The sequence below is a fragment of the Streptomyces sp. NPDC001902 genome, from assembly GCF_042891295.1.
Classification (GTDB): Bacteria; Actinomycetota; Actinomycetes; order Streptomycetales; family Streptomycetaceae; genus Actinacidiphila.
The window spans coordinates 59,639-71,741 of sequence record NZ_JBIATA010000030.1 but is presented as its reverse complement, the minus strand read 5'-3'; the positions used below and the strand labels follow the sequence as shown (position 1 = coordinate 71,741).

11 protein-coding genes are annotated in these 12,103 nt (G+C 70.6%); 6 read left to right on the top strand and 5 right to left on the bottom strand.

Annotated features, from left to right (window positions below):
* Positions 1-40: 40 nt before the first annotated feature.
* On the top strand, positions 41-781 hold the full coding sequence (locus tag ACFYYN_RS35730) for a class I SAM-dependent methyltransferase (RefSeq protein WP_500549031.1): 741 nt from the start codon (positions 41-43) through the stop codon (positions 779-781).
* 111 nt (positions 782-892) lie between these two features.
* Here the strand turns inward: ACFYYN_RS35730 and ACFYYN_RS35725 are convergent, their stop codons facing one another.
* Positions 893-1,474, bottom strand: coding sequence for a TetR/AcrR family transcriptional regulator (locus ACFYYN_RS35725; RefSeq protein WP_500549030.1), 582 nt, complete (start codon positions 1,472-1,474; stop codon positions 893-895).
* Between the two features lie 111 nt (positions 1,475-1,585).
* Between ACFYYN_RS35725 and ACFYYN_RS35720 the strand changes: the two genes are divergently transcribed.
* The 3 genes from ACFYYN_RS35720 to ACFYYN_RS35710 all read left to right on the top strand — a co-directional run bounded on the left by ACFYYN_RS35720 (position 1,586) and on the right by ACFYYN_RS35710 (position 5,292).
* On the top strand, positions 1,586-2,596 hold the full coding sequence (locus tag ACFYYN_RS35720) for an NADP-dependent oxidoreductase (protein WP_500549060.1): 1,011 nt from the start codon (positions 1,586-1,588) through the stop codon (positions 2,594-2,596).
* A gap of 544 nt (positions 2,597-3,140) precedes the next feature.
* The gene (locus ACFYYN_RS35715) at positions 3,141-3,614 is read left to right on the top strand and encodes a VOC family protein (protein WP_500549029.1); all 474 of its coding nucleotides are present in this window, start codon (positions 3,141-3,143) and stop codon (positions 3,612-3,614) included.
* Between the two features lie 238 nt (positions 3,615-3,852).
* Positions 3,853-5,292: a dihydrolipoyl dehydrogenase family protein gene (locus ACFYYN_RS35710; protein ID WP_500549028.1), complete on the top strand. Its 1,440-nt coding sequence runs from the start codon at positions 3,853-3,855 to the stop codon at positions 5,290-5,292.
* A gap of 180 nt (positions 5,293-5,472) precedes the next feature.
* Here ACFYYN_RS35710 and ACFYYN_RS35705 read toward each other — a convergent pair whose 3' ends face one another.
* Positions 5,473-6,138, bottom strand: coding sequence for a maleylpyruvate isomerase family mycothiol-dependent enzyme (locus tag ACFYYN_RS35705; protein ID WP_500549027.1), 666 nt, complete (start codon positions 6,136-6,138; stop codon positions 5,473-5,475).
* Positions 6,139-6,336: 198 nt separating this feature from the next.
* On the opposite strand from ACFYYN_RS35705, the gene ACFYYN_RS35700 reads away from it, so the two are divergent.
* Together ACFYYN_RS35700 and ACFYYN_RS35695 are read left to right on the top strand one after the other, a co-directional pair.
* A complete protein-coding gene (locus ACFYYN_RS35700) occupies positions 6,337-6,945 on the top strand; it encodes an ArsR/SmtB family transcription factor (RefSeq protein ID WP_500549026.1) in 609 nt (202 codons plus the stop codon).
* Positions 6,942-8,255, top strand: coding sequence for an MFS transporter (locus ACFYYN_RS35695; RefSeq protein ID WP_500549025.1), 1,314 nt, complete (start codon positions 6,942-6,944; stop codon positions 8,253-8,255). The genes ACFYYN_RS35700 and ACFYYN_RS35695 overlap by 4 nt, the downstream gene beginning before the upstream one ends.
* Before the next feature lie 121 nt (positions 8,256-8,376).
* Here ACFYYN_RS35695 and ACFYYN_RS35690 read toward each other — a convergent pair whose 3' ends face one another.
* The 3 genes from ACFYYN_RS35690 to ACFYYN_RS35680 are packed head-to-tail and all read right to left on the bottom strand — an operon-like array spanning position 8,377 to position 11,813.
* Positions 8,377-9,255, bottom strand: coding sequence for a geranyl diphosphate 2-C-methyltransferase (locus tag ACFYYN_RS35690; protein WP_500328310.1), 879 nt, complete (start codon positions 9,253-9,255; stop codon positions 8,377-8,379).
* Between the two features lie 52 nt (positions 9,256-9,307).
* Positions 9,308-10,357, bottom strand: coding sequence for a family 2 encapsulin nanocompartment cargo protein terpene cyclase (locus tag ACFYYN_RS35685; protein WP_499508902.1), 1,050 nt, complete (start codon positions 10,355-10,357; stop codon positions 9,308-9,310).
* A gap of 16 nt (positions 10,358-10,373) precedes the next feature.
* A complete protein-coding gene (locus ACFYYN_RS35680; RefSeq protein WP_500549024.1) occupies positions 10,374-11,813 on the bottom strand; it encodes a family 2B encapsulin nanocompartment shell protein in 1,440 nt (479 codons plus the stop codon).
* Between the last annotated feature and the right edge of the window lie 290 nt (positions 11,814-12,103).

Here is a 12,103-nt window from a genome sequence, read left to right as displayed (position 1 = left end):
GGCTTCGCCGCGAACATCGCGACGGGGCATACTGTCCGTCGTGACGACGTATGACCGCATCGGTGCGACCTACAGTCACACGCGACGACCGGATCCCCGGATCGCCGCCCGGATCCACGGGGCGCTCGGCGATGCCACCACCGTCATCAACGTGGGTGCCGGCGCCGGTTCCTACGAACCACCGGCAACGGTCCTGGCGGTTGAGCCCAGTTCGGTGATGATCGCCCAACGTCCGACCGGATCTGCGCGGGCCCTGCAGGCATCGGCGGAGTCGATTCCCATCGCCGACGGCTCGGCCGACGCGGCGATGGCGCTGCTGACCGTGCACCACTGGACCGACCTGGAAGCCGGCGTCGGGGAACTCCTCCGGATCGCCCGGCAGCGCGTCGTCATCCTCACGTGGGACCAGGCCGTCTTCCGCAGGTTCTGGCTGCTGGACGAATACCTGCCGGAGGTGGCCGCGTTCGACGGCACAAGGGCCGTCCCGATCGACCGGCTGGTTGCGCTGCTCGGAGGCGCGCGCGTCGAGACGGTCCCGGTCCCGCACGACTGCACCGACGGATTCGGCGCGGCCTTCTGGCGCCGGCCTGAGGCGTACCTCGACCCGAAAGTGCGAGCCGGCATATCGATGCTCGCCCAGACCGGTGAGGAAGTCCTCCGCCCGGGCCTGGCGCGGCTGTCCGGCGACCTGTCTTCCGGTCTGTGGCACGAGCGCCACGCCGACCTGCTCGACCGCGAAACGCTCGACGTCGGCTACCGACTTCTCGTAGCCGACCTGTAGGAACAGGCCGGGGCAGGACCGTGCCTTCCGCCCTGCTCGCCTGCCAACCGTGCGACGTAGGCGTGTGAGCGGTCGCGGTCCGCCTCACTGGCTCGCGTACGCGACGATCAGCTACGGCCGGGGTTCCTCCTCCGCATCGCTGCTCGCGGTGCGGGTGAGGATCGCGCTTGCGACAACGTCGAAGAGGTGCTCGGCGCGTGGCGCGAGCGAGGGTTGATCGCCGAGCCAGGCGAGCGCCGCTACCAGGGCGAACACATCGGCGCCGTCCATGTCGGTCCGCGCGGTGCCCGCGGCCTGGGCACGGGTCAGGAGCCGCGCGCCGGCCGCGCGCAGAGTGACGCACGAAGCGTGGAGTGCGGACTCGGTGTCCTCGATGGCGGCTGCCATCAGCACCACGGCGCCCCGGTACTCGGTTGTCCAGGCGACGCAGTCGCGCAGCCACGAAACGAGAGCGTCGTCGGGCGAGTTGGAAGTTTCGAGAGCGCCTGCCTTGGCGGTCAGCTCGTCGAAGCTCGTGCGGAGCAGGGCGTCGAGCAGCGCCTCGCGCGTCGGGAAGTGTCGCAGCAGCGTCGCGAGTCCCACATCGGCCCTGCGCGCGATGTCGCGCAGTGACACCTCGACGCCTTGCTCGGTGATGGCGGTGCCCGCTACTGCGAGCAGGTGGTCGCGGTTCTTCCTGGCGTCGGCCCGCATCTGCCCCCCTTGACTATCCGGATCAGTGGTCCATATATTCGGATCAGTGGTCCGTTTATGTGGATCGCTGATCCGAATGAGTCTATCCCGCAGTGCGGGCAGGAGAAAACGATGCCGACACACACGATGAGGGCGGTCCGGCTCCATGAGCACGGCGGTCCGGAGGTTCTGCGGTACGACGAGGTGCCGACGCCCAAGCCGGGGCCGGGTGAGGCGCTCGTTCGCGTGCACGCGGTCGGCGTCAATCCCCCCGACTGGTACCTGCGCGACGGGATGTCCAACCTGCCTCCGGAGGTGCGGCCGAAGTTCAGCCTGCCCGTGATTCCGGGGACGGACCTGTCGGGCGTCGTCGAGGCCGTCGCCGCGGACGTGGACGGCTTCTCCGTCGGGGACGAGGTCTTCGGTCTCCTTCGCTTCCCCAGCTTCGACGGCAGCACCTACGCCGAGTACGTGGCCGCGCCCGCGTCGGACCTCGCGCTCAAGCCGGCCGGCATCGATCACGTGCACGCCGCCGGGGCACCCATGGCCGGGCTCACGGCGTGGCAGTTCCTGATCGAGCTCGGACACGATCACCCGTCGCCCTTCCAGGCGGCGCAGCACCGTCCGGTGCCACTCGACGCCGACACGACGGTGCTCGTCAACGGCGCCGCGGGCGGCGTGGGACACTTCGCGCTTCAGCTGGCGAAATGGAAGGGTGCACGGGTCATCGCGGTGGCGTCGGGCGCACACGAATCCTTCCTGCGCGAACTCGGCGCCGACCAGTTCATCGACTACACCAAAAGCCGTCCCGAGGAACTCGTGCACGACGTCGACCTCGTTCTCGACGCCGTCGGCGGCCCCCACAGCAAGCGCTTCCTGCGCACGCTCAAGCGCGGCGGCTCCCAGTTCCCCGTGTTCTTCGGCGAATTCGACGAAGAGGAGACCGCGAAGCTGGGCGTCACCGTCACGGGCACCCAGGTCCGCTCGAACGGCGCGCAACTCGCCGAGCTGGCACGCCTGCTCGACGCGGGCACGGTCCGCGTCGCGATCGACAGCACCTTTGCGCTCACGGATGCCCGAGCCGCGCACGAACGCGCCGCCCGAGGGCACATCCAGGGGAAGATCGTGCTCACGGTCGCTTAGGAACGAGCTGTTTCGCTGCGCTCCGGTCCGTTCGGGTTCGCCCGTGCGGGCCGGCCGCGGCCTCTCGTCGTAGTGATGCCGGTCGCCGAAACGCTTTTCGATAATCCTGGCTCCCAAAAGGTCATGAATTCGAAGTTCGCCTCCCCGGATTGCCACGAAAGAAGGCCATCGAGGAAGTTCCGTTCGTGTTCCACCTCACTCGGGCTGACGGATTTGCGAGCCGAAGCTGGGTTGCCGGTCGCCGCCTCGAGCTGCCCGTACCGGCCATCGCCGTCCGGCCCGCAGGCGCCTCCGATCAAGGAGCCGCATGCCTCCCCCGTCGTCCGGGCGCCCTCCCGGGGCCGCTTCGGCAGCCTCTTCGCCGGTTCCGCCCGCGCAGCACCTGCACCCGCCGCCGCTCATTACCCGGCGATGACGCTGGGGGGACCTGGCAGTACCTGGACCAGCAGGCCAGGGCCAAGGCAGGCCTGCTGGACCGCTCCGAGGCACCTTTTCGGCTGGTTCTCTGGGATGCACGCAGTCGTCAAGAACCAAGGACCTCCCCATGAACCTGAAGCTCGAAATGATCGTGCTGCCCGTCTCCGACACCGACCGGGCCAAGGCCTTCTACGAGAAGGTCGGATTCCGCCTGGACGTCGACTACACGGCCAACGAGGAATTCCGGGTCGTGCACTTCACGCCGCCCGGCTCCGAGTGCTCGATCATTTTCGGCGAGGGAATGACTCCTATCGCACCCGGCTCGTTCCAAGGCCTGTATCTCATCGTCTCCGACATCGAGGAGGCCCACGCGGAGCTCGTCGGCCGCGGCATCGAGGTCAGCGAGATCTTCCACGACGCCGGCGGGCTGCTGTACCACGGCCACGAGGGCGGGGACGTCACCTACGACCGTGCCGGCCAGAAGCAGCTGGCCGGCCTGCATCCCGAGCGCGCCTCCTACGGCTCCTTCCTCACCTTCAGCGACCCGGACGGCAACGGATGGGTGCTCCAGGAGGTCTCGCAGCGCCTCCCCGGCCGCTGATCAGCCCACAAAGCCGCCGCAGGCCGGCACCGGACCGCCGGGCGAGCGCGATGGTCACCCTCCGCCGCCCGGCGGTCCGGTGCCGCGGGCGCCGTGAGACGGCTTTGCCGCCACGGTCGTCCCATCCCGGGACCGCCCCCGTCGACCCCGTGCGGGGCGGAGGCCCCGACGCCCTTCCGGAGTGTCCGCCCGAGTCACCGAAGCAATGAGGAACGAAACAGTGAGGAACGCAGCAGAAATGAACGAGACGACCCGCACCTACGACGTGATCGTCATCGGTGGGGGGCCGGTCGGCGAGAACGTGGCCGAACGCGCCCGCGCCGCAGGGCTCAGCGCCGTGATCGTGGAACGCGAACTCCTCGGCGGCGAGTGCTCGTTCTGGGCCTGCGACCCGAGCAAGGCGCTGCTCCGCCCGGTGGTGGTGCGGGCCGACGCGAGCCGCGTACCCGGAATCGACCCGGCGGTGGCCGGCCCGCTGGACGTCGAGGCGGTCCTCGCACACCGCGACAAGATGTCCTCGTACTGGAAGGACGAGGACCAGGTCGACTGGCTGAACTCGGTCTCCGTCGACCTCGTACGCGGCCACGGCCGCCTCACCGGCCCCAAGCAGGTGGCCGTGCGGACCCCTGAGGGCGACACCGTCGCCCTGACCGCCCGGCACGCCGTCGCCGTCTCCACCGGCACCCGCGCCGCCCTGCCCCCGATCCCCGGACTCGACACCGTCCGCCCCTGGACCAGCCGCGAGGCCACCAGCGCCGACAAGGTGCCCGGCCGCCTCGCCGTCGTCGGAGGCGGTGTGGTCGCCGTCGAGATGGCCACCGTCTGGCAGGCGCTCGGTTCCCAGGTCACCATGCTCGTCCTCGACGACGGACTCCTCGAGCGGATGGAGCCGTTCGCCGGCGAACTGGTCACCGACGGACTGCGCGAAGCGGGCGTCGACATCCGCTTCAACACCTCCGTCACCTCGCTGGCCCGCGAGGGCGGCGCAGACGGCGAGGTGCGGATCACGCTCTCCGACGGCGGGCAACTGGCCGCGGACGAGATCCTGCTGGCGACCGGCCGCGCCCCGCAGACCCGCGACCTCGGTCTGGAGACCGTCGGTCTCACCCCCGGCGACTGGCTGACCGTCGACGACACCTTCCGTGTCACCGGCGTCGACGGCGGCTGGCTCTACGCCGTCGGCGACGTCAACCGCCGTGCGCTCATGACGCATCAGGGCAAGTACCAGGCCCGGATCGCCGGCACCGTCATCGGCGCCCGTGCCAACGGCGAGCCCGTCGACGAGGCACCCTGGGGCGCGCATGTCGCCACCGCCGACCACGCGGCCGTCCCCCAGGTCGTCTTCACCACCCCCGAGGTCGCCTCCGTCGGCCTGACCAGCCGCGAGGCCGAGCAGAGCGGGCGCCGCATCAAGGTCGTCGACTACGACCTCGCCCACGTCGCCGGCGCCCACCAGTACGGCGAGGACTACCGCGGCAAGGCCCGCATGCTCGTCGACACCGACCGCAACACCGTGGTGGGCGTCACCTTCGCCGGCCCCGGCGTCGGGGAACTGGTGCACTCGGCCACCATCGCCGTCGCGGGCGAGGTGCCCCTCCACCGGCTCTGGCACGCCGTCCCCGCCTTCCCGACCCTCGGCGAAGTCTGGCTGCGGCTGCTGGAGACCTACCGCGGCTGAGCATGCTCCGGCCGGCATGCGGGGCGGTCCTGGCCCCCGCCGGCTGACCCGGTCGTGTGCGGGTGAGGAGCGATCCTCCCCTCCCGGCGGCCGGTGGCGCTGCGGGGGCTCGTGAAGCCCCCGCAGCGCCCACGTGCGGAGCTGGAAGCACTCTTCACGTGGGAGAGTCGGGGCATCGGGTCACGCTGTCCCGCAGCGACTGCGGAGGAGTTCCACTCCGGGGCCTTCGAGGTCGTCGCAGTAGGTCGCACGCCCGGTCGTGGCCATGATCAGGGCCACGGTGGGGCCGGACACGAGCGGCCCGGAACCGGTGGCGAACGGGCCGTCGTCCGCGACAAGTCGCAGTCCGCCGATGCGGCCCTTGGCAAGGACCACGAGGTCCGAACCCTGGTAGTACTCGGCGACCTGCGTGACGACCTGGATCGGGTGGTCGTGCCGGATGCCCAACGGGCGCCGGATGTCCTCTCCGTGCACGATGGTTTCGCCCAGCATCGCCATGGCAGGCAAGGGAGGCTTGGTGGTGCTCCGGATGACCTGCCGGAATCGTTCGAGGGTCTCGGCCGGAGTCGTGCCCAACTGCTCGGCCAGCCGCATGGCCACCTGCTTGTCGAAGTCGAACCTGCAGCGGATCACTCCCGCCATCCAGCGCACGGCATTGAGGCTCGCGCCCGCGGTCACGTGCGCCAGCACCTCACGTACCGTCAAGCCCGAGCACAACGACGGCGTTGCCCAGCGCTCGTCCGTCAGATCCGCGAGATCGGCCACCAGCGCCGCTCGCTCGGCGTGGATCAAGGGCCAGACCCCGGTCCCGCGGCTGCGGTCTGCTGTCACTTCCGGATCGGTCATAAGGCCAGGTCTCCTGTCACGGCTCGCGCTCTGCGGCAACGGCATTCACGAAGGAGACCCCGGCTCCGGCGCAAAGTCATCGCCCATGCGCGACCTGTCCTCCGGCACCCGTACCTGGATCTCCCGCGCACCGGCAGGGGCCCGGAACGGAGATGTGAGACTTGACTCTCACAATATGTGAGAGGAGACTCTCACGTCATGGATACCGGTAACCGTCTGGGCGATGTCGAGATCACTGATCCGCGGGCGATGCGGGCGCTGGCGCACCCGGTGCGGCTGGCGATCCTCGAACGCCTCCAGCGGCACGGGCCGGCGACGGCGACACAACTCGCGCCCGATGTGGGGGCGACCCCGTCGGTGACCAGCTGGCATCTGCGGCATCTGGCGGGCTTCGGGCTGGTCCGCGATGCCGAGCCCGGCCCGGACCGTCGCCAGCGGCGGTGGGAGGCGGTGGCGCGCGGCTTCCGGTTCGAGGCGCCGGAGGACCCGGAGGACGAGGAGGGCAGGACGGCCGCGCGGGTCCTGTCCCGGGAGATGTTCGTGCGCTCCGCGGACCTGGCGAGCCGGTGGGCCGCCGAGGTCGAGCCCGAGCTCGAACCGGCGTGGCTGCGGCGTGCGGGTCTGGCCAACACCCGTGTCGTCGTCTCGGCCGACGAACTCGCCGCCATCGAGGACGCGATCGAACGCGTCCTGGCGCCCTACGTGATGCGTGACGAGGCCGCGCGTCCGGCCGACGCCCGTGGCGTCCGGCTGCTGCGTTACGCCCTGCCCGAGGGCGCCGAGCAGCGGACCGGCGGGACGTCATGAGCGCCGCAGACCAGGCCGTACGCATATCGCTCTGGCGTGACCAGCGGTTCCGTCGTTTCTGGGCCGGCCAGTCGGTCTCGCAGTTCGGCGACCGGATCACCGAACTGGCCCTGCCGCTGATCGCGGTGGGGGCGCTGCACGCTTCAGCCCATCAGGTGGCGTGGCTGACCGCGCTCATCTGGGCCCCGAACCTGCTCGGGATCGTCCTCGGTGCCTGGGTCGACCACCGCATCCACAAGCGGCGCCTGATGGTCCTCGCCGACCTGGCGCGCGCCGCAGTGCTGCTCTCCCTCCCCGCCGCCTATCTGCTGGAGGCGGTGACGCTGGGGCAGTTGTACGCCGTGGCGTTACTGACCGGCGCCGCAGCGGTGCTGTTCAACACCGCCTATCCCCCGTTCTTCGCCCACCTGGTGCCCCGGTCCTCCTACGTGGACGCGAACAGCAAGCTCAGTACCAGCCGGTCGGCGTCATACGTCGCCGGCCCGGCGATCGGTGGTGCTCTCGTCCAGGCGTTGACCGCTCCCGTAGCCGTCGTCGTCGACGCCCTGACGTTCCTGGCGTCCGCGCTTCTGGTCGGTCGGGTCTCGATGGACGAACCGCCGGCCGTCCCTGACCGGGCGACACCCCCGCTGCTGCGGCGGGCCAGGGAGGGACTGGCGTTCGTCATCCGTCACCCGGTGCTGCGGCCGAGCCTCGGGTGCGTGGCGACCATCAACTTCTTCACCTTCGTCGCGGGCAGCGGGCTGATCGTGCTGTTCGCCAACCGGGACCTCGGACTGACCGCCGGAGTCCTCGGCATGGCCTTCGGGATCGGCGCCACCGGCTCGCTCCTTGGCGCGGTGATCGCGCCGAAGGTCTCACGAAGGCTCGGCGTCGGCCGAAGCATCGCCGTGGGCGCGGTGCTGTTCCCGGCACCGATCGCCATCACCGCCGCCGCGGGCGGCCCCCTGTGGGCTCGTGCCGGAGCCTTGGCCCTGGCCCAGTTCCTCTCCGGTGTCGGCGTCATGCTCTTCGACGTCAACCTCAACTCCCTTCAGGCGGCGGTGATCCCCGATGGCATGCGCAGTCGGGTCGCCGGCGCGTACAGCACGATCAACTACGGTGTACGCCCCGTGGGCGCCGTGCTCGGCGGCCTCCTCGCCACCCTCATCGGCCTCCGGGTGACGCTCCTCGTCGCCGCCGTCGGCGGAGCGCTGTCGCTGCTCTGGCTGCTGCCCTCGCCGGTACCACGCATCCGTTCCCTGGCCTCCGGCCATCCGGTAGCTCCCGGCACCGACACGGACCGGGACGCGCAACCATCGCCTACCTGACCCGCGACAGAGGCACCGGGGCGGAGCGTGGGCCGCGCTGCCGACACGGCTGCCCCTCACCGGCGCGATTGCCACGCGCCGGTGAGGGGCGGTTGCCCGTGGGCGTCGCCGTGCAGGAGGGTCAGACCCGGTCGGCCGCGATGAGCAGGTACTGGAAGCTGCCGTTGCGGTAGGCGGTCAGGAACGTGTCCTCGATGCCGGTGACCAGGTGGTCCGCCTGCTTGCGCAGCTCCCAGTAGGGGATCGCGGCCTCGGTCAGGTCCTGCACGTGGACCGGTACCAGACGGTGGCGCGCCATCGCCCGGAAGTACGCGGAGCGCGGGTGGATGTCGCAGATGTAGTGCGCGTTGATCAGGGACACCTCGCGCGAGGCCTGACCATAGGTGTCGTTGTAGCAGCCGGTGACCGTCACGTACCGTCCGCCGCGGCGCAGCAGGCGGGCGTGCTCGGCGAACAGCAGGTCCAGCTCGACGTACATGGTGGACTCGTTGTTCCAGGACGCCGCGTACCCGCCGGTCTCGAAGCCCGTGTCGAGCATGTTGCGGTGGTGGTAGCGGACCTTGTCGTCGATGCCCCGGGCACGCGCCTGGTCGTTGGCGAAGTCGGCCTGTTTGGTGGAGAGGGTGACCCCGTCGGCGTGGCAGCCGTAGCGCAGGTGCGCCACGACGCTGCCGCCGCCCCGGCCGCAGCCGGCGTCGAAGACGCGGTCGTCCGCGGAGAGGTTCCCCAGGTTGGAGGCGAGCAGTTCGGCCTGGGCGTGCTCCAGGCGGTGCAGTTCGGCGGTGATGCGCTTGCGCCGCCGGCCGGGGTCGGGTTCGTCGAGGACCGAGGTGTCGGCCTCACCGATGCCGTAGTGGTGGTGGTACAGGTCGTCGATCTTTCCGAGTTCGAGGTTGACCGGGTTCTCCTCGGCGTTCCAGTAGTCCGCGATCCGGCTCTGGTAGGTGGACTGGGCCGGGACCGGAAGGACCGCGGGCCGGGCGGCAGGGGCGTGGGTCAACTGTTGCTCCTCGTGGTGCAGGTGCCATGTGCCGGTGGGTCACAGGCGGCGGTTACCAGTAGTCGGGCAGGTGGTAGCGGTGGCTGTTGGTGGCGTGCCACTCGTGGTTGCCGGACACCCAGGCGGCGAGCCCCCGGGCGTAGCGCTCCACGAGGGGCGATGTGGCGGAGAGCAGCGCCGATTCCTCTTCGAAGGCCGCCATGATCGTGTTGTGGATCTCGACGGATCGCAGGTAGGCGGCCTTCAGCCCGCGCCGCTCGTTCGCGGCGACGACCTGGGGCAGGTTGAGGTGTGACGGGTCGCTGGCCAGTTCCTTGGTGAAGGAGTACAGGTCGTTGACGATCGTCGTGGCGTTGCAGGCCAGCGCGGTGATCCGCTGGATCTCGGGGCGGGCGTAGGCCTGCTCGGGCAGTTCGTAGCCGTCCACGGCGTCCACGATGGACAGGCAGGGGCGGAAGTTGTTGAACTGCCGCATCACGAGGTACTCCCAGACCTGCGGCACGTACCGGGTCTCCGCCCAGGCGGCCTCGGCCAGGTAGCCCAGGTGCAGCCGGGCGACGTCGTGCACGAACCGGTCGGTCTGGCTCGGTGTGGCCAGGACGGCGAAGTCCCGCAGCGCGAGGTGGTAGGAGCGCAGCGGGCCGTCCGCCCGGACACCGCGCCGCCACTCCTCCTCCAGCGCGGGGGTGCCGTGGTAGGGGTCGAGTGCCGACTGGGCGATGACCAGCCGTCCGCCGAGGCCCTTGCGCGCTCCCCCGCGGCCCTCGTCCTCCTCGCAGTAGCAGGAGTCGACGATGTTCTCGGCGAGCAGCAGCTTGCCTGCGGCGGTGAGGCGCTCCAGGTCGGCGGCCCCCGGGTGCTGGAGCACGACGGCACGGCCGAACTGGAAACCGGCGAAGTCGCCCTGCCAGGCCGCCGGGAACAGCTCGTTGGCGCGGGCCCAGGCCTCCACGCGCAGGTCGACCTCCTGCACCTTCTCCGGGTCGGCGGGCACCGCGGGCCGGTACAGCAGCCCGGGGATGGCGCCGTGGCGCCGCGCTCTCGCGCTCCGGGCGGGGCTGGGGGGTCCGGGCAGGGTGAAGGCGGTGGGGTGTGTGGTCACGGGGTGCTCCAGGCCGTCATTCGGGGAGCCGGCCGACCTGGACGTTCTCCAGGATCCCTGCCGCGTCGGGCACGAGGATGGCCAGCGAGTAGTAGGCGGTGACGAGGTAGCTGATGATCGCGGCGGAGTCGATGCCCATGAACCGGACGTTCAGGCCCGGCTGGTACTCCTCCGGGATGCCGGTCTGGTGCAGGCCGACGACGCCCTGGTCCGCCTCGCCGGTGCGCAACGCGATGATGCTGGTGGTCTGGTCGTCACTGATCGGGATCTTGCCGCAGGGCAGGATCGGGACCCCGCGCCACGCCGGCACATCGTGGCCGTCCAGGCTCGCGGTGCCGGGCATCAGGCCGCGCCGGTTGCACTGCCGGAAGAAGGCGGCGATCGCCTTGGGGTGGGCGAGGAAGACCTTCGTCTTGCGGCGCATCGACAGCAGCTCGTCCATGTCGTCCGGGGCCGGCGGGCCGGCGAAGGTGCTGACCCGCTGGCCGTAGTCGACGTTGTGCAGGAGGCCGAACTCCCGGTTGTTGACCAGCTCCCACTCCTGGCGTTCGCGGATCTCCTCGACGGTCAGGCGCAGTTGCTGCTCGGTCTGGTCCATCGGGTCGTTGTAGAGGTCGGCGACGCGGCTGTGGAGCCGCAGGACGGTCTGGGTGAGGGACAGCTGGTACTCGCGCGGGGCGAGGTCGTAGTCCACGAAGCCGCCCGTCAGCGTCGGCTCGCCCACGTGGCCGGCCTGCACCGGGACGTCGGCCTCGCCCTTGCGGTTCATCGGCCGGTGCTGCCGGTCGACGTAGGAGCGCAGATGCGCGCCGAGGGAGGGCGCCCGTTCGGTGAGGTCCTCCACGGCGGCCCAGGGCATCGCCAGGACCACCCCGGCCGTCTCGGCCCGCACCGAGGCCGACCACAGCGGGTCGGGCTGCCCCACGGCCTCGTCGCCCAGCTGGTCGCCGTCGGTGACGACCCCGATGATCCCCTCGTCGCCGTACTTGCCGCAGGTGTAGCGGGTGAACCGGCCGCGGACGACCAGGTACACCTCCGTCACGGGCTGGCCGGCCTCGAAGAGCACCTGTCCGGCGCGTACCTCCTGGGGCCGGAAGTGGCCGGCGATCTCCCGCAGGACGTCCGTGTCGGCGTAGCCGCGCAGGATCGGCAGCTCCGTGAGCGACTGCGGGATGACGCGGATGTCGTCGCTCCCGTTGTGCTCGAAGTGCACACGGCCACGGTTGGTGCGCAGTTGGAGGCGCCGGTTGACCCGGTACGTGCCGCCCTTGACGTCCACCCACGGCAGGGCCTTCAGCAGCCATCGCGAGGTGATGGCCTGCATCTGCGGTTCGGACTTGGTGGTCGTGGCGAGCTGGCGCGCCGCGCGGGTGCTCAGACTGGTGAGCTGCTCGGCCGCGGGATCAGCGGCGGGTTCTTCGACGGCGGGACCGGTGGCGCTGTCCAGTGTGGACACATTCCCTCCAGCAGGGCTGGTGAACGAACAGAGGTGACCGCAGCGGTCGGTGACGACGTGACGGCGGCGACCCTGTGATCCACTCAATCAGGACGGTCCGGGCGCGGGGTACGGCGTGAACGGGGCGGATCAGCGCTCCGGGGGTGGTAAACCTGCTGTTGGGGGCGGGGGTGGCCGACAGTGTGCTCCTGCGCCGCCGGACCGCTTCCGTGAGCCGTGTGACATCACCCTCCGGAGAGGGTTCACCACCACGAAACCACCGCCGAAACACCCGGGACACCGGCTGCGGG